Annotated in this window: 23 protein-coding genes and 1 pseudogene; 15 read left to right on the top strand and 9 right to left on the bottom strand. The window is 64.8% G+C overall.

The genetic code is table 11. The features are described 5' to 3' along the window. Both AC2VLV_RS05410 and AC2VLV_RS05415 read left to right on the top strand, forming a co-directional pair. A pseudogene (locus AC2VLV_RS05410) lies at window positions 1–162 on the top strand (amidohydrolase); the annotation flags it as partial. 19 nt (window positions 163–181) lie between these two features. Further along, on the top strand, window positions 182–823 hold the full coding sequence (locus AC2VLV_RS05415) for a Uma2 family endonuclease (protein WP_486988999.1): 642 nt from the start codon (window positions 182–184) through the stop codon (window positions 821–823). Here the strand turns inward: AC2VLV_RS05415 and AC2VLV_RS05420 are convergent. The 4 genes from AC2VLV_RS05420 to AC2VLV_RS05435 are packed head-to-tail and all read right to left on the bottom strand — an operon-like array spanning window position 742 to window position 3497. After that, a complete protein-coding gene (locus AC2VLV_RS05420; RefSeq protein ID WP_486989000.1) occupies window positions 742–1374 on the bottom strand; it encodes a Uma2 family endonuclease in 633 nt (210 codons plus the stop codon). The genes AC2VLV_RS05415 and AC2VLV_RS05420 overlap by 82 nt on opposite strands. A gap of 26 nt (window positions 1375–1400) precedes the next feature. Further along, complete coding sequence (locus AC2VLV_RS05425; protein WP_486989001.1) at window positions 1401–2162, bottom strand: sporulation protein; 762 nt, start codon at window positions 2160–2162, stop codon at window positions 1401–1403. 43 nt (window positions 2163–2205) lie between these two features. After that, window positions 2206–3039, bottom strand: a complete 834-nt coding sequence (locus AC2VLV_RS05430; protein WP_486989002.1) for a biotin--[acetyl-CoA-carboxylase] ligase — start codon at window positions 3037–3039, stop codon at window positions 2206–2208. Next, window positions 3036–3497, bottom strand: a complete 462-nt coding sequence (locus AC2VLV_RS05435) for an SET domain-containing protein (protein ID WP_486989020.1) — start codon at window positions 3495–3497, stop codon at window positions 3036–3038. Before AC2VLV_RS05435 ends, AC2VLV_RS05430 begins: the two co-directional genes overlap by 4 nt. Before the next feature lie 219 nt (window positions 3498–3716). On the opposite strand from AC2VLV_RS05435, the gene AC2VLV_RS05440 reads away from it, so the two are divergent. The 4 genes from AC2VLV_RS05440 (at window position 3717) to AC2VLV_RS05455 (ending at window position 8412) form a co-directional block, all read left to right on the top strand. After that, window positions 3717–4280: a TlpA disulfide reductase family protein gene (locus tag AC2VLV_RS05440; RefSeq protein WP_486989003.1), complete on the top strand. Its 564-nt coding sequence runs from the start codon at window positions 3717–3719 to the stop codon at window positions 4278–4280. Between the two features lie 36 nt (window positions 4281–4316). Continuing rightward, complete coding sequence (locus AC2VLV_RS05445) at window positions 4317–6926, top strand: DNA topoisomerase III (protein WP_486989021.1); 2610 nt, start codon at window positions 4317–4319, stop codon at window positions 6924–6926. A 98-nt stretch (window positions 6927–7024) separates the two neighbouring features. Then, complete coding sequence (locus AC2VLV_RS05450; protein WP_486989004.1) at window positions 7025–7663, top strand: DUF3617 domain-containing protein; 639 nt, start codon at window positions 7025–7027, stop codon at window positions 7661–7663. Continuing rightward, window positions 7660–8412: a glycerophosphodiester phosphodiesterase family protein gene (locus AC2VLV_RS05455; RefSeq protein WP_486989005.1), complete on the top strand. Its 753-nt coding sequence runs from the start codon at window positions 7660–7662 to the stop codon at window positions 8410–8412. The genes AC2VLV_RS05450 and AC2VLV_RS05455 overlap by 4 nt, the downstream gene beginning before the upstream one ends. Here the strand turns inward: AC2VLV_RS05455 and AC2VLV_RS05460 are convergent. Beyond that, entirely contained in the window at window positions 8378–9172 is a 795-nt protein-coding gene (locus AC2VLV_RS05460; protein ID WP_486989006.1) for a 5'-methylthioadenosine/adenosylhomocysteine nucleosidase, read from the bottom strand. The genes AC2VLV_RS05455 and AC2VLV_RS05460 overlap by 35 nt on opposite strands. A gap of 117 nt (window positions 9173–9289) precedes the next feature. Between AC2VLV_RS05460 and AC2VLV_RS05465 the strand changes: the two genes are divergently transcribed. The 4 genes from AC2VLV_RS05465 (at window position 9290) to AC2VLV_RS05480 (ending at window position 12659) form a co-directional block, all read left to right on the top strand. Further along, the gene (locus AC2VLV_RS05465; protein WP_486989007.1) at window positions 9290–9487 is read left to right on the top strand and encodes a DUF3149 domain-containing protein; all 198 of its coding nucleotides are present in this window, start codon (window positions 9290–9292) and stop codon (window positions 9485–9487) included. 145 nt (window positions 9488–9632) lie between these two features. Further along, a complete protein-coding gene (locus AC2VLV_RS05470; RefSeq protein ID WP_486989008.1) occupies window positions 9633–10649 on the top strand; it encodes a TRAP transporter substrate-binding protein in 1017 nt (338 codons plus the stop codon). A 103-nt stretch (window positions 10650–10752) separates the two neighbouring features. Further along, window positions 10753–11376, top strand: a complete 624-nt coding sequence (locus AC2VLV_RS05475; RefSeq protein WP_486989009.1) for a TRAP transporter small permease — start codon at window positions 10753–10755, stop codon at window positions 11374–11376. Beyond that, complete coding sequence (locus AC2VLV_RS05480) at window positions 11373–12659, top strand: TRAP transporter large permease (RefSeq protein WP_486989010.1); 1287 nt, start codon at window positions 11373–11375, stop codon at window positions 12657–12659. The genes AC2VLV_RS05475 and AC2VLV_RS05480 overlap by 4 nt, the downstream gene beginning before the upstream one ends. A gap of 13 nt (window positions 12660–12672) precedes the next feature. On the opposite strand, the gene AC2VLV_RS05485 is transcribed toward AC2VLV_RS05480, so the two are convergent. The 3 genes from AC2VLV_RS05485 to AC2VLV_RS05495 all read right to left on the bottom strand — a co-directional run bounded on the left by AC2VLV_RS05485 (window position 12673) and on the right by AC2VLV_RS05495 (window position 15095). Continuing rightward, the gene (locus tag AC2VLV_RS05485; RefSeq protein WP_486989011.1) at window positions 12673–12948 is read right to left on the bottom strand and encodes a hypothetical protein; all 276 of its coding nucleotides are present in this window, start codon (window positions 12946–12948) and stop codon (window positions 12673–12675) included. A 186-nt stretch (window positions 12949–13134) separates the two neighbouring features. Beyond that, window positions 13135–14550, bottom strand: coding sequence for a cytochrome c1 protein (locus AC2VLV_RS05490; RefSeq protein WP_486989012.1), 1416 nt, complete (start codon window positions 14548–14550; stop codon window positions 13135–13137). Window positions 14551–14819: 269 nt separating this feature from the next. Beyond that, on the bottom strand, window positions 14820–15095 hold the full coding sequence (locus tag AC2VLV_RS05495) for an acyl-CoA-binding protein (RefSeq protein ID WP_486989013.1): 276 nt from the start codon (window positions 15093–15095) through the stop codon (window positions 14820–14822). 181 nt (window positions 15096–15276) lie between these two features. On the opposite strand from AC2VLV_RS05495, the gene AC2VLV_RS05500 reads away from it, so the two are divergent. The 3 genes from AC2VLV_RS05500 (at window position 15277) to AC2VLV_RS05510 (ending at window position 18266) form a co-directional block, all read left to right on the top strand. After that, a complete protein-coding gene (locus tag AC2VLV_RS05500) occupies window positions 15277–17148 on the top strand; it encodes an ABC transporter ATP-binding protein/permease (RefSeq protein WP_486989014.1) in 1872 nt (623 codons plus the stop codon). A gap of 10 nt (window positions 17149–17158) precedes the next feature. Further along, entirely contained in the window at window positions 17159–17785 is a 627-nt protein-coding gene (locus AC2VLV_RS05505) for a hemerythrin domain-containing protein (protein WP_486989015.1), read from the top strand. 106 nt (window positions 17786–17891) lie between these two features. After that, window positions 17892–18266, top strand: a complete 375-nt coding sequence (locus AC2VLV_RS05510; RefSeq protein WP_486989016.1) for a hypothetical protein — start codon at window positions 17892–17894, stop codon at window positions 18264–18266. A 30-nt stretch (window positions 18267–18296) separates the two neighbouring features. Here the strand turns inward: AC2VLV_RS05510 and AC2VLV_RS05515 are convergent, their stop codons facing one another. Further along, on the bottom strand, window positions 18297–18701 hold the full coding sequence (locus tag AC2VLV_RS05515; RefSeq protein WP_486989017.1) for a desulfoferrodoxin family protein: 405 nt from the start codon (window positions 18699–18701) through the stop codon (window positions 18297–18299). Window positions 18702–18863: 162 nt separating this feature from the next. On the opposite strand from AC2VLV_RS05515, the gene AC2VLV_RS05520 reads away from it, so the two are divergent. Further along, window positions 18864–20246 (top strand): ethanolamine ammonia-lyase subunit EutB, encoded by a 1383-nt coding sequence (locus tag AC2VLV_RS05520; protein ID WP_486989018.1) that lies wholly within the window; start codon window positions 18864–18866, stop codon window positions 20244–20246. A 77-nt stretch (window positions 20247–20323) separates the two neighbouring features. Then, on the top strand, window positions 20324–21045 hold a 722-nt coding region (eutC, locus tag AC2VLV_RS05525; protein ID WP_486989019.1), incomplete at its 3' end, for an ethanolamine ammonia-lyase subunit EutC.

Here is a 21045-nt window from a genome sequence, read left to right on the forward strand (position 1 = left end):
GGCGACCACCGCGTGCCCGGCCACGGCGAAGGGCCGTGCACCTTGCACAACCCGAACTACGACTTCAACGACGATCTCATTCCGCTGGGCGGCAGCTTCTGGGTGCGGCTGGCGCAGGCGTGGTTGAAAAGCGGCGTAGGGCAGCAGGACAATCGGCGCTGATTGGGTATCGGAGATCGTGATGGCAGCGAACTTGCAAGACTTTGCACCGCGCATGAGCGTGCAGGAGTATCTGGACACCGAGCCGCTGTCGGAGGTGAAGCGCGAATACCTCGACGGCATGGTGGTGGCGATGGCCGGGGCGAGCGACCGGCATGGGTTGATTTGCGTGGCTTTGGGCGCAACATTGTTGCCGCTGGCGCGCAGGGCGGGTTGCCAGTTGTTCATCGCCGACATGAAGGTGCGGGTGCAGGCGCTGCGCGGCACCTACTTTTATTACCCGGACTTGGTGCTGAGTTGTGACGCGCAAGACCGCGAGTCGCCGTATTACCGCAGGCGACCCTGCCTGGTGGTGGAGGTGACGTCGCCCAGCACCGAGCGTATCGACCGGCGGGAAAAGCTGTTCGCTTACCAGCAGGCGCCGGGGCTGCGGGAATATTTGATCGTGGACAGCGCGAGCGCGACGGTGGATCGCTACCACCGCGTCCTTGGCGAACCGGGTGAGGAGTGGGACTGCACCCGCTGCACCGCAGGCGCGCTGCGGTTGGACTGCCTGAATGCCGATCTGGCGCTGGCTGATATTTACGCCGATGTGCCGGAACTGGCTGCAGCCGTCTCGGCAGCCGCTTCGGCGGACGCGGCGGAAAAATCGACCTCGGCGTAAAGCTCGGCCAGCGAGAAGGTGAATGCACGCTCGGCGGCGGCGCAGGTGAGTTGGGCGTCGAGCCCGCTGGCTTCATGCAGCGTCCACGAGCCGTCTGCGTTACGGCTGAACGCCTCGACATGAGGCTGGCCCTGCGCGACGAAGAGCACGGTCTGCAAACTGGGCAGCAGGCGGTAGGCGGCGAATTTGTCGCCGCGGTCGCGGCCTTCGGTGGAGGGCGAAAGCACCTCGATGATGAGCAGAGCGTCTTCTTGCACGGTGTGCCGCCCGGCGTCTGCCGCCGAGCAGGTGACGAACACATCAGGATAGAAGCTCGCGTCGACGGCTTCGACTTGCAGCTTGACGTCGGCCATATACACCCGGCAGGGCGTGCCGCGGGTTTGGCTGCGCAGGGCGATATAGGCATTGCCCGAAAGGGTGTTGTGCACGGTGCTGCCGCTGGCCATGGCGAAGACTTCGCCGCCGATGTATTCGTGGCGCTCGGTCTGGGTTTCTTCCCAGGCGAGATAGTCTTCAAACGTGAAATGAGCTTGAGATAGCACCGCGGACATGGCGTCTCCTTGGTAGCGTGACAAGTTTACGGCGCAGGGGCCTCGGTCGCGCAGGTCTTGACGATCTGCCCACCCAGTTGCCCTGACACTTTTTCCAGCGCACCGAGTTGGTCGGGTGTGAGCGCGGGCAGGCGCAGTACGGTGCGGTTCATGCCGGCATTGCGCTGCACCACCCTGGCGCCCCGCACGCCTTGCTTGCGCACGATCTGCAGTTGCTCCTGCGCCGATGGCTCGTTGGCGAACACGCCCAGAGAAATTCCGGGCTCAAAGCGCGGGCGGTCGGTCACCGGGGCGAACACCTTGACCTTGCCCTGCTGGGTGATTTCGTCGAGCGCGGTGCGCATGGCGGTTTGGCTGGGGTAGGGGCCGAGCAGCACCATCCATTGCTCGGTCACTGGCGTGCCGAGGACTTTGGGCTTGAGCCCGGCCTGCGCCAGCGCGGACTGCGCCTGCGCGAGGGCCTCGGTTTCGAGCGCGCCGTAGGGGCCGATCTGTCGGCAGACGGTTTTGGCGGGCTCGGCGCTGGCCGGGGCGGAAGCGTCAACCGGGGTGGACGGCAGGTTGGCCGGGATGGCAGGCGCGGAGGGCGCGGGCTGCGGGGGGATGGCGGGTGTGGCCGAGGCGCTGGCCAGCGGGGTGATCTGCACCTGCTCGGGGTGGATTTGCAGCGCCAGGCGCTGCGGCTCGCGCTGCGTCACTGGCCCGAGCCCGGCGCCCGCCATCCAGCCCTGCGACCAGGCGAAAAACACGAGGTTGACGAGCAGCAGGGCAAGAAGCAGGGTGCGCATGGGAGGTGAGATTGATGGCGTTCGGGAGGGCGTTCGGCCCCCGTCATTTTGCCGCGTCTGCCATACCTGCGGCGTGCAGGCGCAGCGACACGTCGGCGCTGAGTACGCGGCGTTCGCCGCCGGGCGTGCTCACGCGCAGCGCGCCGTCGGCGGCGATGCCCAGCGCTGCGCCGGAAAACAGCGTTTGCCCATGATCGAGCACCGCAACCGTCTGGCCGCTCCAGGCATGCAGCGCGTTCCAGCGGGCGAGCGCGTCGCTCACGCCGCGCGGGCCTTGCTGCAGGCCGTCAAGCAAGGCGGGGGCGAGGGCGGCGAGTATCCGGCCCCGCGAGAGGTCGAGCCCGGCGGCGTTCAGTCCCGTAGCCTGCGGCTGATCGGCCGGGGCGTGCAGGTTGAGGCCGAAGCCGATGATGGCCCAGCGCGCCTGCGGCGTGTCGGCCATTTCCACCAGAATGCCGCCCAGCTTGCGCCAGCCGCTGGGCGAGTCCGCCGCGGGCAGGAGCAGATCGTTGGGCCACTTCAGGCGCACTTGCGCTGCGCCGAGTGCGTGAAGCGCCTGCGCCAGCCACACGCCCACGGCCAGACTCAGCGGCCCGGGCTCGCGCTTGCGCGGATCGGGCCAGGCCAGCGAGCACAGCACGCTGCTTTGCGCATCGTCGGCCCAGGGGCGGCCCTGGCGCCCGCGGCCCGCGGTCTGCTGGCCGGTGGCGAGCAGCGTCGGGCCGTCAAGCCGCCCGGCACGGGCCCCGGCCAGCAGATCGGCATTGGTCGAGCCGGTCTGCGCCACCCAGTGCACGTCGCAGGCGGGATGGCTGGCGGCGAGTGAGTCGCGCAGAGCGCCAAGGGGATCGTCAGGCGAAGGTGCGGCCTTGCTCATTTGCCTTTGCGGGCCTTGGGCGCGAGCAGGGTGCCGCGGCAGTTGGGGGCGCCGCAGCGGCAGGCGTAGTCGCGCTTGAGTTTGGCGGTGTAGCGGGCGTCGAGTTCGAGGGCGTAGTCGAAGAACAGTTCTTCGCCGGGGGCGATGTCGCGCAGGGCGTCGATGAACACGCGGCTGCCGACTTGCTGCGCTTCGCAGTTGGGCGCGCAGGAGTGGTTGATCCAGCGGGCGCTGTTGCCTTGCACGCCGCCGTCGATCACGGTGTCGTCGCCCAGCGAGAAGTAGAAGGTGTGGTTGGGCTGGGCCGGGTCGCGCGGGTGGCGGCGCAGGGCTTCGGGCCAGTCGATGCGCTCGCCCTTGTATTCCAGCAGGCGCTGTCCGGCGCGGATGGGGCGGCGGGCAAACACGCCCCGCCCGTGGATGGGCGAGTCTTGCACCTGAGTGTAGGGGCCAGACAGGGAGCCGCTGGCGGGCTCGCCGGGCGGCGCAAGGGTTTGGACAGAGCGGCTTTTGGGCATGGGGCGTCAGCGCGGAGGGTGCGGGGTGTTGCACAAGCGTGCGTGGAGCACAAGAAACTGGGTAAAGTAAAAAAAGAGAACGCGAGAGGTGGAGGAGACAAACCGCCCGCGATCGTTCTCGTTATTGTCGAAATCGAGGCATTCTAGGGAGCCGTCATCATGGATCAATCTCGTCGTACTCAGTTGAAAGGGTTGGGCGCCGTGCTGGGCGTCGCATTGGGCGCTGTGGCCGTGCCCGCCTGGGCGCAAAACGTGGCCGAGCAGGCCAGCGCGCTGGAGAAAAAAGACAAGAAGGCCGTGCCTTTGCCGAAGGAGGGCAGCGGGTTTGCTTTGCCGCCCACGGTGGAGTTGCTGGGTGGCAAGACGCTACACACCAAGGACTGGGCGGGCAAGGTGGTGGTGCTGGAGTATTGGGCCACCTGGTGCCCGTTCTGCGCGCGGCAGATGCCGCATGTCGAGGCGCTATACAAGAAGGAGCACAGCCGCGGGCTGGAGGTGCTGGCCCTGTCCATCGACAAAAAGGCGGCGGATATTGCGCCGTTTCTCAAGAGCAAGAACTACACCTTTCCGGTGGCGTGGCTGTCGCCCGCGCTGGCCAAGGTGCTTCCCAAACCCGCGGGTCTGCCGGTCACCATTGTCATCGGCCGCGACGGCCGGGTGAAGATGGCCGATTCGGGCGAGTTGTTCGCCGAAGACATCGCGGGCATCGCCAAATTTCTTTGATCGCATCCATTCCGTCCTATGAGTAAAAGCGAAGCTTTGAGCAAAACCCTGGTCATCGCCGAAAAGCCCAGCGTGGCGCAAGACATCGTGCGCGCGCTGACGCCGCAGTCGGGCAAGTTCGACAAACATGATGAGTATTTCGAGAGCGAGCAGTATGTCGTGACGTCGGCGGTCGGCCATCTGGTGGAGATCAAGGCGCCGGACGACTTCGAGGTCAAGCGCGGCAAATGGAGCTTCGCCAATCTGCCGGTCATTCCGCCGCACTTCGATCTGAACCCGATCGAGAAGACCAAGAGCCGCCTGGCGGCGGTGGTCAAGCAGCTCAAGCGCAAGGATGTGACCGCGCTGGTGAACGCCTGCGACGCGGGCCGCGAGGGCGAACTGATCTTCCGCCTGATCCTGCAATACGCCGAGGGCAAGAAGGCGCTGGACAAGCCGGTGCAGCGGCTGTGGCTGCAGTCGATGACGCCGCAGGCCATTCGCGATGGCTTCGAGCGCTTGCGCGGCGATGCCGACATGCGCCCGCTGGCCGACGCCGCGCGCAGCCGCAGCGAGGCCGACTGGCTGGTGGGCATCAACGGCACGCGGGCGATGACCGCGTTCAACTCGAAGGACGGCGGCTTTTTTCTCACCCCGGTGGGCCGGGTGCAGACGCCCACGCTGTCCATCGTGGTGACGCGAGAAGAGCAGATCCGCAAGCATGTGGCGCGCGATTACTTCGAGGTGCACGCGCAGTTTGGCGCGCCCGCCGGGGCGTATGCGGGCAAGTGGTTCGATCCGGGGTTCAAGAAGGGCGCTCAAGGAAATGCCGGGCCGTCCCAAGTTTCCTTGACCCCCTCGGGGGGCGGAGGCAGCGAAGCCGACTCCAAGGGGGCAGTTATCGATGGCGACGCCCGCGCCGACCGGCTGTGGGACAGGGCGCGCGCCGAGGCCATCGTGGCTGCGTGCGCGGGGCAGCCCGCGGTGGTGCGCGACGAGTCCAAGCCGTCCACCCAGCTCTCGCCCGCGTTGTTCGACCTGACCTCTTTGCAGCGCGAAGCCAACGGCCGTTTCGGTTTTTCCGCCAAGACCACGCTGGGCCTGGCGCAGGCGCTGTATGAAAAGCACAAGGCGCTGACCTATCCGCGAACCGACTCGCGCCATCTGCCGGAAGACTATCTCACTGTTGCGCGGCAAACCGCGCAGGCGCTGGGCGAGGCGGGCGGGGCCGTCGCGCCGCATGCACGCCGCGCGCTTGAGGCGGACTACATCCGCCCCAACAAGCGCGTGTTCGACAACACCAAGGTGTCGGATCACTTCGCCATCATCCCCACGACCCAGACGCCCGGGGCGCTGTCGGAGGCCGAGGCCAAGATCTACGACCTGGTGGCGCGTCGCTTTCTGGCGGTGTTCTTCCCGGCGGCGGAATCTCTGGTGACCACGCGCATCAGCACCGTGGGCGCGCATCAGTTCAAGACCGAGGGCAAGATTCTGGTCAAACCCGGCTGGCTGGAAATCTATGGCAAGGAAGAACAGGGCGCAGATGACAACCTGCCCGCCGTGAAAGAGGGCGATGCCGTGCAGGCCGAGACCGTGGAACTCAAAGCTCTCAAGACCCGCCCGCCCGCGCGCTACTCTGAAGCGACCTTGCTGGGCGCGATGGAAAACGCGGGCAAGATGGTTGAGGACGAAGAACTGGCCGAGGCCATGTCGGGCAAAGGGCTGGGCACGCCGGCTACGCGCGCCGCAACGATTGAAGGCTTGCTGGCCGAGGCGTATATGGTGCGCGAAGGCCGCGAGCTGATCCCCACTGCCAAGGCCTTTCAGCTCATGACCCTGCTGCGCGGCTTGCAGGTGGAAGAACTCACCAAGCCCGAGCTTACCGGCGGCTGGGAGCACAAGCTGGCGCAGATGGAGCGCGGCCAACTCTCGCGCGAAGCCTTCATGCGCGATATTGCCGGCATGACCGAAACCATCGTGCGCCGGGCGAAGGAATTCGACCGCGACACCGTGCCCGGCGACTACGCCACGCTGCAGACGCCCTGCCCGCATTGCGGCGGCGTGGTGAAGGAGAACTACCACCGTTTCGCCTGCACGCAGTGCGACTTTTCCATCGGCAAACATCCGGGCGGACGCAGCTTCGAGCTGGCCGAAGTGGAGCAACTGCTGCGCGACAAACACCTGGGGCCGCTCACCGGGTTCCGCAGCAAGATGGGCCGCCCGTTCGCCGCCGAACTCAAGCTGGCGCAGGAAGACGGCAAAGGGCAGTGGAAGCTCGAATTCGACTTCGGCGACAGCGCCCTCGGCAGCGATGGCGGCGAAGCGCCGGATTTCAGTGATCAGACGCCGCTGGGCGCTTGCCCCAAATGCGGCAGCGCGGTGTATGAGGCGGGCAGCAGCTATGTGTGCGAAAAGAGCGTCGGCCCGGCGCCGAGCTGCGACTTCCGCAGCGGCAAGATCATTTTGCAGCAGCCCATTGAGCCCGAGCAGATGCGCAAACTGCTGGAGGTCGGGCGCACCGATCTGCTCGACGGCTTCGTCTCGGCACGCACCAAGCGCAAGTTCAAGGCGTTTCTGGTGAAACAAACAGGTGGCAAAATCGGCTTTGAGTTCGAGCCGCGCCCGGCCAAGGCCCCGGCGAAAAAGGTGGCACGAAAAACCGCCTGATCCCACGGGCCTGACGGTAAGCCGCGCTGGGCCGGTGCGGCGCAAGTGACCGTCACAATCGGGCGCTAGCGTAAGCGCTTTTTCAGAGAGGATGCACCATGAACGTAATACCCTGCCAGACTGCGGCACGGCGATGCGCCGCCGCCTTCGGCGTCTGCGCGCTCCTGGGCGCGCCTGCGGCGCTGGCTTTTACCGTGCCGCAGACGGGGTTGTGGGAAACGCGCACGCAATCCACTTACAACGGCGTGGACGTGATGGCGCAGATGCGCAAAGGCGTCGATGAGCAACTGCAACAAATGAGTCCGCAGCAACGCGCACAGATGGGGCCGATGATGCAGCAGATGCGTGACAGCCTCTCGGAGGTGAGCAAGGAATGCATCACTGCCGAAGACGCGGCCAAGGCCCGCACGCCGCAAACCTGGGTCGATGAGATGAACAAGGATGACAGCGGTTGCCGTTACCGGCTGATCGAAGACCGCGACGACGCGCTGCGTGTGGTCGGCGATTGCAAGCCGGCCTCCGATGATGGCGGCTTCTTCGGTACGGTGCAGGGAGAAATGAAAACATCCGGGCCGCGCGCCTGGAGCATGGTGACGCGAGGCACGGGGCGTTTTGTCCTCCCGGAAGACGCGCCGCTGCCCCCCGAGATGAAACAGAAACTCGTCGGTCCGGTGCGGTTCGAGATGAAATCGAGCGGGCGCTGGCTGGGTGCGCAATGCGGGGCGGTCAAGCCATGACCCGCGCTGCGATGCCGAGCTGGTTCGCTCACCGCGGCGGGGGCGATGCCGCGCCCGAGAACACTTTGGCGGCGTTTGAAGTCGGCTTCAAGGCCGGTTTTCGCGCGTTTGAGTGCGATGTGAAGCTCAGTGCCGACGGTGTGCTCTGGCTGCTGCACGACGACACGCTCGACCGCACCACCGATGCGCGCGGCCCGGCTGCGCCCTGGCGCTGGGAAAACCTGCAAATGGTGGATGCCGGAAGCTGGCACAGTGCGGCCTTCAAGGGCGAGCCTCCGGCCTCGCTCGATCAGGTGCTCGACTTCGCCGCGCAGCACCGCGCGTGGCTGAATCTGGAGATCAAGCCCAACCCGGGGCAGGATGCGCAAACCGGCGAAGCCGTGGCGCGCCGCGTGGTGCAGTGGCTGGCCGATCAGCCTTCAGCGCCGCGGCCCTTGCTGTCGTCGTTTTCGCTTGCCGCGCTGCAGGCGGCCCGCGCGGCGCCGGGCGTCCTGCAGGCCGATGTGCCGCTGGCCTATCTGGTCGAAACCTACGACGATGGGGCGCTGGCGCAGGCCGTGGCGCTTGGCGCCGAAGGGCTGCACACCGATTGGCAACAGGTGACGCCTGCGGTCGCGGCAGCAGTGCATGCGCGCGGACTGAAGCTGCGCGCCTATACGGTGAATGACGCAGATCGGGCTAGAGCGCTGCTGGCTGATGGGCTGGACGGGCTGTTTACCGACCGCCTGGATCTGCCTTCTCGTTTGTAAATCCGGCATGCCACAGCTCGGACAGCAGCGCCCGGCTGTACTGGCTAGCCACGGCGTGGATGAAGCGGCCGAAGTCGATGTGCGCGGTGTCGTCGGCGCGGTCGGAAATGGTGCGCACCAGCGCGAAGGGCGCGCCGTAATCGTGGCAGACCTGCGCCACGGCGGCGCCCTCCATCTCCACTGCGAGCGCCTCGGGCAGCGCGTGGCGCAGCGCGTCGCTGTCGGCGCGGGCGGAGATGAAGTGATCGCCGCTGACGATCAGCCCGCGATGCACGCGCGGGGCGTGCAGCCCGAAGGCTTGGCGGGTTGGGGCATCTATCAAGGGCTCGGCCTGCGGTGACAAAAGCCGCTGCGCAGCGGCGTGCAGGCGGTCGGTGAGCGCGCGGTTCGCGGCGAAGTGCGTCAACCCCGTGTCGGGCACTTCGTATTGCGGATAGAGCGGCCGGGCATCGAGGTCGTGCTGCAGCAGCGTGTCGGCAATCACCAGATCGCCCACGGCCACGCCGTCTCCCAGGCCGCCGGCCACGCCGGTGAACAGCAGCGCGTCGCAGCCGAATTCGACAATCAGGCTGGTGGTCGTGGCGGCCGCCGCCACTTTGCCGATGCCGCACAGCACCAGCACGACGTCGCTGCCCCACAGCGTGCCCAGGGTGTAGTCGCGGTTTCCGTGGCGCACGCAGCGCGGCTGCTGCAAACATTCCAGCAAACCCTGCTGCTCCTGCGCAATGGCGCTGACGATGCCGAAACGGGCCGCGTTCATCGCTTGCGCCCGATGCGGCTCGTCCGGGTCAGGTCGAACGCGGTTTGTTCTGTGTCAAACCGTAAACTGTGTGGCGATTTATTCTCGCAAATGTTCAACAACACGGAGGAAGGCATCATGGGATCAGTTTGGCATGGACTGTTTGGCACGGATTATGGGTTGTTCAGCCTCATTGGCAGCATTTTCATGCTGGGCATGGGCGTGTTTTTCATCTGGTTTTTCAGCCGCAAGATTCAGCAGAGCGCCGACGAGCATGCGCGCGAACTGCGCGAAGCCGGCAACAAGCCCTCGGCCAACAACAACGGCCACGCTTGATGGTCGAGGTTGGCGCGCGACCACTGACCTTGTGTCGGAAATGCCGCCCGTGCTCTGGCGGTAGATCGGCGCGCTGGCGTATGCTTTCGTCGGTTACAAAAAAGTACGGTTCATTTCACAACACAACATATCCACGGAGATCGCCATGCAGCGTCGTCAAGCAGTCATTGGTCTGGGGTTAGCCGCAGCCGGTTTGGGTCTGAGCACGCTGGCGCGGGCGCAACAGCCTATCGTCATCAAATTCAGCCATGTGGTGGCGCCCAACACGCCCAAGGGGGCAGCGGCCGAGCATTTCAAAAAACTCGCCGAAGAGCGCACGCAGGGCCGGGTGAAGGTGGAGGTTTATCCCAACAGCCAGCTCTACAAAGACAAGGAAGAGGTCGAGGCGCTGCAGCTCGGCTCGGTGCAGATGCTGGCACCGTCGCTGGCCAAGTTCGGCCCGCTGGGCGCCAAGGAGTTCGAGCTGTTCGATCTGCCGTATATCTTCGACGACTACGAGCAGCTGCACAAAATCACGCAAGGCCCGATCGGCAAGGAATTGCTGGGCAAGCTCGACTCCAAGGGCATTCTCGGCCTGGCCTATTGGGACAATGGCTTCAAGGACATGAGCGCCAACAAGCCGCTGAAAACCCCGGCGGATGCCAAGGGGCTGAAAATGCGCATCCAGTCGAGCAAGATTCTCGACATGGAAATGCGGGCCATCGGCGCCATTCCTCAGGTGATGGCGTTCTCGGAGGTGTACCAGGCGCTGCAGACCGGCGTGGTGGACGGCACCGAGAACCCGCCGTCCAACTTTTACACCCAGAAGTTCTTTGAGGTGCAGAAATACATGACCCAGACCCGCCACGGCTATCTGGGCTATGCGGTGATCGTGAACAAGAAGTTCTGGGACGGCCTGCCGCCCGATATTCGCAAGATTCTCGATCAGGCCATGGTGGAGTCGACCGAATTCGCCAACTCCGTGGCGAAGAAAGACAACGAAGACGCCACGGAAGCGGTGCGCAAGTCGGGCAAGTGCCAGGTGATCGCGCTCACCCCGGCAGAGCGTCTGGCGTGGAAAAAGGCGATGGCGCCGGTTTACAAGCAGGCGCAGTCGCGCGTGCCCAAGGCGCTGATGGACGAGGTATTCAAGGCCACGGGCTTCGATCCCGCCAAGCTGTAAGGCCCGCTTTCGCTTTCTTTGTAAGGGCCACTTGCCCCCTCCACTGCCCAAGCCGCAAGGCTCGGGCAGTTTTGCTTTTGACATACGCCCCGAGGCCGCCGCCATGAACGCCTTCTCACTGTTCAACCGCCTGCTCGATCGCCTTGAGGAGACGCTGATTGCGCTGCTCATGGCGGCGGCGACGTTGATCATTTTTGTCGCTGTCGTGCATCGCTATCTCGCCGGATTCGCCATTCCTGGCCTGCAGGACTGGTTGCTCTCGCTCAACCTGAGCTGGGCGCAGGAGCTGACCATTTTCATGTTCGTGTGGATGGCCAAATTCGGCGCGGCCTACGGGGTGCGCACCGGCATCCACGTCGGGGTCGATGTGCTGGTGAATCGTCTTTCACCGCCGCGCCGCAAGCCGGTGATTCTGTTCGGCCTGCTCGCCGGGGCGCTGTTTACCGGGGTGATTGCCGCGTTTGGCGCCAACTTCGTCTGGCATCTCAGCCAGACCGAGCAGACCACGCCCGATCTGGAGTGGCCGGCCTGGATGGTTTATCTCGCCATTCCGCTGGGCTCTGGGCTGATGTGCTACCGCTTCCTGCAAGTGGCCTGGCGTTTTCAGCGCGATGGCGAATTGCCGCATCACGATCCGGGACAGGTGGAGGGACTCGATGAACCGCTGCCCAACGATCCTCATGGCGACGGCATGCATCCGCGCTATCCGCAAGGGGGTGCGCAATGAACGCGCTCATCATCTTTGCCCTTCTCATCGCACTGATGCTCACGGGCATGCCGGTTTCAATCGCCCTCGGGCTGACGGTGCTGGGCTTTTTGTTCACCTTGACCGATGTGCCGATTCAGGCGGTGGCGCTCAAGCTGTTCACCGGCATCGAGAAGTTCGAAATCATGGCGATTCCGTTCTTTATTCTGGCCGGCAACTTTCTCACCCATGGCGGCGTGGCGCGTCGCATGATCGTGTTTGCCACCAGCATGATCGGCCACTGGCACGGCGGCCTGGCCATGGCCGGGGTGATGGCCTGCGCGCTGTTCGCCGCGGTGTCGGGCTCCAGCCCGGCGACGGTGGTGGCCATTGGCTCCATCCTCTTGCCCGCGATGGTCAAGGCCGGTTTCCCGCCGCGCTTCGGGGCTGGCGCCATCACTTCGTCGGGCGCTCTGGGCATTCTCATTCCGCCGTCCATCGTGATGGTGATGTACGCGGTCTCGACCAACTCGTCGATAGGGGCGCTGTTCATGGCGGGAGTGGTGCCGGGGTTGATTCTCGCGGCCATGCTGGGCACGACGACCTGGTGGCGGGCTTGGCGCGGCGGGTATCCGCGCATGCCTCGCGCCACTTGGGCGCAGCGCGCCAAGGCGCTGCGTGACAGCATCTGGGGGCTGATGCTGATCGTCATCGTGCTGGGCGGCATTTACTCCGGCCTGTTCACCCCCACCGAAGCAGCGGCGATGAGCGCGGTGTATGCCTTCATCATCGCCGTGTTCGTTTACAAAGACCTGCGGCTGCGCGACGTGCCGCGCGTGCTGCTGGCTTCGGCCAATATGAGCGCGATGCTGCTCTACATCATCACCAACGCGGTGCTGTTTTCGTTTTTGATGACCTCCGAGCAGGTGCCGCAGAGCATGGCGCAGTGGATGATCGACGCGGGTCTGGGGCCGGTGGTGTTTCTGCTGCTGGTCAATCTGCTGCTGCTGGTGGCGGGCAATGTGATGGAGCCGTCGAGCATCGTGCTGATTCTTGCGCCGATTCTGTTTCCGGTCGCCGCGCACCTGGGCATTGATCCGATTCACTTCGGCATCATCATGGTGGTGAACATGGAAATCGGCATGCTCACCCCGCCTGTGGGGCTGAACCTCTATGTCGCCAGCGGCATCGCCAAGATGGGCATCACCGAACTCACCGTCGCCGTGTGGCCCTGGCTGCTGACCATGCTGGTGTTCCTCGGCCTGGTGACCTACATCCCGGCGATCAGCCTGGCGTTTCCGCGCTGGCTGGGCATGGTGCAGTGAACCTCAGCGCGGCTCAGGCCGCCTGTGCTTCGTCGGGCTGACTGCAAGTCCACTTCTCGCCCATGTCGGACGAGAGGTAGCCGACCAGACGGAAGTTGTCTTGCGTGGCGATATTCGGCTCGGTGCGGTAAACGGCCACGCCGTAAGCCCCTCGCAGCCGCGTGTGCTCTGCCTTGGCCAGCGCCTCGACGACTGCGCGGTCGCCGACGGCCACGACATAACTGTGCTGCTCGGCCTCACCGTGGTGGAAGGCCTGGGCGAAATGGATGAATGCGTTGGCGTTTGTCATGGAAAACCTCCTTGCGTAAGCCGAATGATCAATGCGAAAAGCATAGGACGTTCTGCGCTGGATCAGATGATGAAATCGTGACAAACGATAACGGGGCGGGGTGTCAAGCAGCCGGGCCGCGATCAAACATGGATGCGCTCCGCGGTTCGCGGGGCGCATCGGCTTTGCGCCAGCTCACTTCGCCGATCAGATCGCAGTCCACAGATAGAGATACAGAGTATTCATAGCGCTTACGTTGGTGCCGGCCCCGTCAAAATTAGTTTTGGCCCCGAGATATTTGTTGTACAGGGTGTACTGCAAACCGATCCGCAGATTTTTCTCGGGGTTGACCCAACTCTTGCCAAACGGATTCCAGTCGATTTCAAAAATGGCGCCGTTGGTATTCGGGCTGTTGGTGCGCGAGCTATAGCCGTTGCCATAAACCGCGGCATCGGAGGAGCCTGTGGTGTCAAACAGTCCAAGCGTTGCCCCATAGGTATTGTCAAGCCAGTAGGCCACGTTCAGATTGGCAGCGTTCAGCGTGTTGCTGCCGTTGCTCGCGTTGCCTTGCATGAGCGCTTGGTTCAGGTTCTGGCGTTCGTGCATATAAATGGCGTTTGCGGTGATGATGTTCGGGCCGCCATTGAGGAATTGATAGGTCGCGTCCAGACCGATGTCGTGATAGTTGTCTGTGGGCAGTCCGGGCAGACCGCTGGTGTTGATGCGGGCATCAAAGCCCAGCAGGCCAGCCTCGAATACATGGGGGCCGACGGTTTTGGAGTACCACAGCCGCCAGTAGGGCGCTTCGCCTTGCAGGGAGGCGTTTCCCGCATGCAGCGCATTGGCCCAGTAAGTCGAAAGGTTGTGATAGGCCCCAGCCTCTGCATACCAGCTGTTGTCAATCATCGTGTACGCCGTGGCGCCCACGACACTCTGCCCCAGGTTGTAGATGACGGGGGATACTGGCGGACCGCTGTTGCCAAATGGCGGCGCCATATAGCTGTATTGCCAAGCGGGTGTGGTGTTCCACACGTCTGACAGGGTGGGGTTGTTGTTCAGACTCATGCCGAACAGGCCGCTGGCGGAGCCGAGTGCGAAGGAGTGGGCGTAGCGCAGCTCCGTGTTGTCCCAGGCCAGATTTTGCGAACCCGGGTCGGAATAGGTGGCCTGCCCCAACATGCCCAGGTGGTCGGTGATGCGACCCGCCAAAAAGAGGGATGCCTGCTGCAATGCCGTGAAATTGTCGTTGGCGCTGAATCCTGCGGGCGGCGGGCCGATGTAGTTGTTGTTGCTGTAGTCCTGCGACTGGTGGGTGTACGAAGCCACCAGCATGGCCGACAGCGGAATGTGTTTTTTGCCGTCGCTCAGGGTGTAGCCATCGAGCTTGAACGCACGGCCAAAAGGCGTGAGCTGCGGGCCGAATCCGCCGACGTGGCAGGCGATGCAGTTCTGCCCGGTCTGGCGGGCAAAGGCGGGCACGGCTTGCGCATTGGGCGCCCACGCCAAACAGCCGATCAAGCCGGTCAACGCTGCGAGGCTGTATTTCAATCGGCGCGCAGACTCACGCTGCCGGGTGAGGAACTGGCGGGAAAAAACGCTTTGTGAACAAAGGATGAGAGACATGACGACCTCCGTGTTTTTCCTTGCGGCGATTGCGACAAATTGGCGCACAGCGCTGAAGGGGTTTTGTCATGTCTACATTCTGGGCGCGCAGTGTTCCGCGAGATTGACTCAAGTCAACCACATCTAAATACTTGAATGTAATTAGATGCAACGCCTGAGCGCCTCGGGCTGGTGAATCTGCGCAGGCGCTCTCAAGGAAACGTAGGGCCGCCCCAAGTTTCCTTGACCCCAATGGGGGGCGGACTGGGCGCAGCCCGGCCCTGGGGCGCTCAGGAGGGTAGGGCGCTGATCTGAGCGATATAGGCCTGCATGGCCTCGGCGCGGGGCGTGCCTTTGCGGGCGGCCCAGGCGTCCCATTTGGCGCGGGCGACGAAATCGGTCATGCCGGGGCGCTCGCCCGAAACGTCGCCCGCGCTGCCTTGTTTGTACAGGCCGTAGAGTTGCAGCAGGGTTTGGTTGTCGGGGCGGGTGGTGAGGGTTTTGGAGTGGGCGACGGCGGCGTCGAAGGCGGTCTGAAGTTCGGCGGAAAAGGTGGTGTCGGTCATGAGAAAAAGCACGGTCGTTCGAGAGTAGGCATCATACGGTCGGGCGGGCTGCGGATTTAAGCCGATCCTCAGGCGGCGTCGTTAGGCTGCGACAGCAGGGGGCATGTCCGTACTGAGACAACGGCCGCGCCCTCGCAGGCACAATGCCGCAGTTTTCGCGTTTTCGGGAGCCGTTTGCCTCATGTCGCCTCAAGCCTCTCCGCAGTCGTATCGCTTCGCCCTCAAACATTTCTATTCGCTCGCCAAACCGTACTTGGTTTCGGAAGAGAAGAAGAAGGGCTGGGGTCTGCTTTTGCTGGTGCTGGCGATGAATCTGGCGCTGGTTTGGGTGAATGTGAAACTCACGCAGTGGAACGGCGATTTTTTCAACGCCCTGCAAGCGAAGAATTTCGGCGCGTTCAAGCAACTGCTGCTGTATTTCACCGGCTATGCCTTCCTCTACATCGCGCTGGCGGTGTATTCGCAGTACTTCTTGCAGATGCTGCAGATCAACTGGCGACGCTGGATGACCGAGGTGTTTCTCAAAGACTGGCTGGCCGGTGGCACGCACTACCGCATGTCGCTGCGGCAGGGCAACACCGACAACCCGGACCAGCGCATTGCAGATGACATCGGCGGCTTTATCAACGGCAGCCTGAATCTGTTCTTCGGCTTCGTCTCCTCGCTGGTCACGTTGTTCTCTTTTCTGGTCATGTTGTGGATGCTGTCGGGCGCGATCACCTTGTTCGGCATCACCATTCCCGGTTACATGGTGTGGGTCGCCATTCTGTATGCCGGTGTGGGCAGTGTGCTGGCGCATTGGGTGGGCAAGCCGCTGATCCGGCTCAACTTCTACCAGCAGCGCTACGAGGCGGATTTCCGCTTTGGCCTGGCGCGTACCCGCGAACATGACGAAGGCATTGCGCTCTACAACGGCGAGCAGCGCGAGCTGGCCGGGCACCGCGACCGGTTCGCCAATGTGTGGAGCAACTGGTGGGGCATCATGAAGCGGCAGAAGCTGTTCACCTGGTACAGCGCGTTTTACGGCCAGCTCGCCATCATCTTCCCCATCCTGGTGGCCGCACCGCGTTACTTTGCCGGGCAGATTCAACTCGGCGGCCTGACGCAGACGGCGCAGGCCTTTGGCCAAGTGCAGGGGGCGCTGTCCTGGTTCATCGGCGCGTACACCAGCATTGCCGACTGGCGCGCCACCGTCGAGCGTTTGCAGACCTTTGTCGAGGCCATGCAAAACGCGCAGAACCATCCGCCAAGCCCCACGACCCCGGCTCCCTCAGGCTTGTCATCAGGCTTGCCATCAAGTGCTGCGATGACGTCGGCCGGTGTGGTGCCGCTGCGCAGCGCGCGCGAGTCGGTGGCGCTGGGCGATCTGCTGCTGCTGGCGCCTGACGGGCGGCCGCTGCTGCAATGCGCGGGCGAGCACATCAGCCGCGGCCAGCACACCCTGTTCACCGGGCCGTCGGGCAGCGGCAAGAGCACGCTGGTGCGCTGGCTGGCCGGCATCTGGCCCTATGCGCTCAACACCGCGCACGCGCACGCGCCTTCGGGTCGCACGCTGTTCCTGCCGCAAAAGCCGTATCTGCCGCTGGGCACGCTCAAGCAGGCGCTCACCTATCCGCAAAGCCCGGACGACTTCAGTGCCGCGCAGATCAGCGAGGCGCTGCAACTCGCCCGCGTGCCCTATCTGGAAGCCGCGCTGGAGCAGACGGATACCTGGATGCAACGCCTCTCGCCCGGCGAGCAGCAGCGTCTGGCGGTGGCCCGCGCCCTGCTCATCGCCCCGGACTGGCTGTTCATGGACGAGGCCACCAGCGCGCTCGATGCACCGACCGAACGCGCCATGTACGCGCTCTTGCAGCAGCGTCTGCCCGACGCCACGCTGGTCAGCGTGGCGCACCGTGTGGGCGTGATCGGGTTTCATGCGCAGATTTACGCGGTCGAGGCCGACCCCTCCGGCGAAGGCCCGGCGCGCATGGAAAAACGCGATGCCGAGCGGGCGCAAAAGGCAGCGCTGGGCTTTGATGCCGCACCGGGTGCGCCGGCCTTCGTATCGTGATGCGGCGGTGATGCTGCTTTCTGACGATCTGACCGCCGCCGGGTTTGACCAGCCCTTTGAGCTGCTGCGCGGCTGCCATGCCCGCATCACCCGCATGGACGCTCTGCTGCTGCGGCTGATCGATCATGTGGCGCTCAAGGAAACGCAGGGCCGCCCCAAGTTTCCTTGTTCCCCACGGGGGGCGGGGCGGCGTGCCGACCCTGGGGGTGCTCAAGAAGGTACGGACGCGCAGGCGCAGCAGGCGGCCGACAAAGTGCTGCGCTACTTCGATGTAGCCGCGCCGCTGCATCATGAAGACGAGGAGCTGCACGTGTTTCCGGTGCTGCGCGCTTCGTTGGCAGAGTGGGACGGCGACGACGCGGTGCTGGAGACGCTTGAAAGCGATCACCGCGCGCTGGCTGTGCTCTGGGCCGAGCTGCGCGGCTGGCTGCTGCAGGTGAAAGCCGCACAAGCCCAGCCCGCGTCGGCGCCCATCGCCGATGCGGCGCAACGCTTCAGCGCCCTGCACGCTGCGCATATTGCCATCGAAAACACGCAGATTTTTCCGGCTGCCCAAGCGCGCATGAACGCCGCCCAAATCTCGGCTATGGGCCAGGACATGGCTGCCCGCCGTGGGGTGCGCTGGCCGTCGGATTAAGGTCTGTTCACCCTATTCGTGCGAGAAAGGCGTGATCGCCTGTCGCGGTTTCGCAGCGCTGCGCGTTACTTCAGCACATGCACCCACAACACACGAGGTCCTTGCCATGTCTCAGCCGCTCATTCCCGCTGCACTCAACACCCCGAAGCGCCGCCTCGCGGCCCTGATCTTGCCTGCTGTTGCCGCGCTGGGTTTGGGTGGTTGCGTGGTGGCGCCCGTGCCACCGCAATATGGCTACGGCGCGCCTGCGTATGACGTGGTCAACGTGCCGCCTCCCGCCCCGCAGTACGAGGCGGTCGGTGTGGCGCCCTACCCTGGAGCGGTGTGGATCACCGGCTATTGGGGCTGGACAAACGGTCGCTACGCGTGGAACCGGGGCTACTGGCACGCGCCACGCCCCGGCTACCGCTGGGTGCCGCATCGCTGGGTGCAGCAAGGCGGCGGTTGGCATGGTCAGGGCGGCCGCTGGGAACGGCGCTGAACCCACCCTGAGACACTCCTGCCGTCGGTACTACACGGTGAGATCTTTCAGCCACCAGTCGTGCAGATTGCAGGTGCTGGTCACCTGTAATTTGCCTTTGTAGCCCGCGGGCAGTTTGTGCACCGATACCGGCTGGTCATGCCAGTCGAAAGTCTTGCGGCTCAGAAAAGCGCCATCTCCCAGCACCACCGTATGGCTGACGATGAAATGCGGCTTGGTCATCGGGTGAGGGGTGCGCACATGCAGCATGTCGCCCTTGACTTCGAGGATGGGCACATGCAGCGCCTCCACATCCTTCCAGTGACCCGGGTCATCCTGCGTGAAAACCACGTTTTTCAGATCGCTACCCGCCTGCGCCGCTTGCGCGACAGTGGGCAGCGACACAGCGGCGGCGGCTGCGGCCAGAGAGCTTGCGACAAATTCACGGCGTTGCATCTTGTTCTCCTTCGGGAAGTGAGAAGCGCAAGATAAAAGGGTGGCGTGGCCGCAAAGTAAGTGAATGTTTCACCCTGTCTGGCGTAGGGAATCTGCCTGTCGCAGCGGGCTGACGACGCTCGCCACGAGCGCTATGCTCGCCTCGATTGCGAGACAGACCCCATGCCCTACACCCACACCATCGGCGCCGTGCGCCATGTCTTTGCCGATCTCAAGACCCTGCTGGCGCGGGCCACGCCGCTGCGTTCCGGCGACGAATTGGCGGGCGTTGCCGCGCGCAGCGCAGAGGAGCGCATGGCCGCGCGCCTGGCGCTGGCCGAGGTGCCGCTGGGGCGGTTTCTGAACGAGGCGGTGGTGCCTTACGAGGACGACGAAGTTACCCGGCTGATCGTCGATGGCCACGACGCAGCCGCCTTCGCCCCGGTCGCGCATCTCACCGTGGGCGACTTCCGCGACTGGCTGTTGTCTGACGCCGCCGACACCGAGGCGCTGGCCCGTCTCGCCCCCGGCCTCACCCCGGAAATGGCGGCGGCGGTGAGCAAGCTCATGCGCAATCAGGACCTGATTCTGGTGGCGCAGAAATGCCGCGTCATCAGCCGTTTTCGCAACACCCTGGGCTTGCCGGGGCGCATGGCCGTGCGGCTGCAGCCCAACCATCCCACTGACGACCCGGCGGGCATTGCCGCGTCCATCATCGACGGCCTGATGTACGGCAGCGGGGATGCGGTCATCGGCGTCAATCCCGCGTCCGACAGCTTGTCGACCATTGGCGCGCTGCTGCGCCTGATCGATGATCTGCGCCTGCGCTACGACGTGCCCACCCAGAGTTGCGTGCTCACCCATGTCACCAACACCCTGCTTCTTGTCGAGCAGGGCGCGCCGGTCGATCTGGTGTTCCAGTCGGTGGCCGGCACGCAAAAAGCCAACGCCAGCTTTGGCATCGATTTGGCCATACTGAGCGAGGCGCACGCCGCCGCGCTCAGCCTGAACCGCGGCACCGTGGGCGACAACCTCATGTATTTCGAGACCGGGCAGGGCAGCGCGCTTTCGGCCAATGCGCACCACGGCGTGGACCAGCAGACGCTCGAAGCCCGCGCCTACGCCGTGGCGCGCGAATTCCGCCCGCTGCTGGTCAACACCGTGGTCGGCTTCATCGGCCCGGAGTATTTGTATGACGGCAAACAGATCATCCGCGCCGGTCTCGAAGACCACTTCTGCGGCAAACTGCTCGGCCTGCCCATGGGCTGCGACATCTGCTACACCAACCACGCCGAGGCTGACCAAGACGATATGGACACCCTGCTCACCCTGCTGGGGGTGGCCGGGGTGCACTTCATCATGGGTGTGCCGGGGGCGGACGACATCATGCTGAATTACCAGAGCACTTCGTTCCACGATGCGCTTTATGTGCGTCAGGCGCTCGGCAAGCGCCGCGCGCCTGAGTTCGAAGCCTGGTTGCAGCGCATCGGCCTGGCCGACGAAAGCGGGCGGCTGAGCCCGCCGCGCGAGCGCCAACCCCTGCTGGAGTTTGCCGAACAATGGTGACTCGCGCGACACCCGCGACTCCCACAACCGAGACCCCCACGTCCGCGGCATCCGCGTCGTCGGCCGATGGCGGTGTCTTGCCCGACAGCGGTGCCGATCCCTGGGCGCATCTGCGCCGCTACACCCGAGCCCGCATCGCGCTGGGCCGCAGCGGCGCGAGCCTGCCCACGGCGGCGCTGCTGGAATTCGGCCTGGCCCACGCCCAGGCGCGCGATGCCGTGCACACCCCTCTCGACCTCGACGCGATTGAAGCCGCCGCGCATGCTGCGGGCCTCGCCGCTCCGCTGCGGGTACACAGCGCGGCCGCTGACCGCGCCACCTACCTGCGTCGGCCCGACCTCGGCCGCCAGCTCGATCCCGCCAGCCGCGCTTGGCTCGCTGAGCTGCGGGCCGACGCAAGCGAGGTGGTGTTCGTCATCGCCGACGGCCTTTCCGCTCGCGCCGCGCAAACGCATGCCGTGCCCTTGATCGCCGAAACCCACAAGCGCCTGCCGCCCGAGTGGCGCGTGGGGCCGTTGGTACTGGCCAGCCAGGCCCGCGTGGCGCTGGGCGACGAGATCGGCGCGCTGTTGCGCGCCGCGCAGGTGGTGGTGTGCATCGGCGAGCGCCCCGGTCTGAGCTCGCCCGATAGCCTCGGTCTCTACCTCACCCACGGCCCGCGCCCCGGCCTGAGCGACGCCCAGCGCAACTGCATCTCCAACGTCCGCCCGGAAGGTCTGCCCTACGCTCATGCCGCGCACCGGCTCGCGTGGCTGCTGGCGGGGGCGCGGCGACTGGGGCGATCGGGCGTTGACCTCAA

The sequence above is a fragment of the Thiomonas sp. TH-17 genome (genome assembly GCF_057473305.1).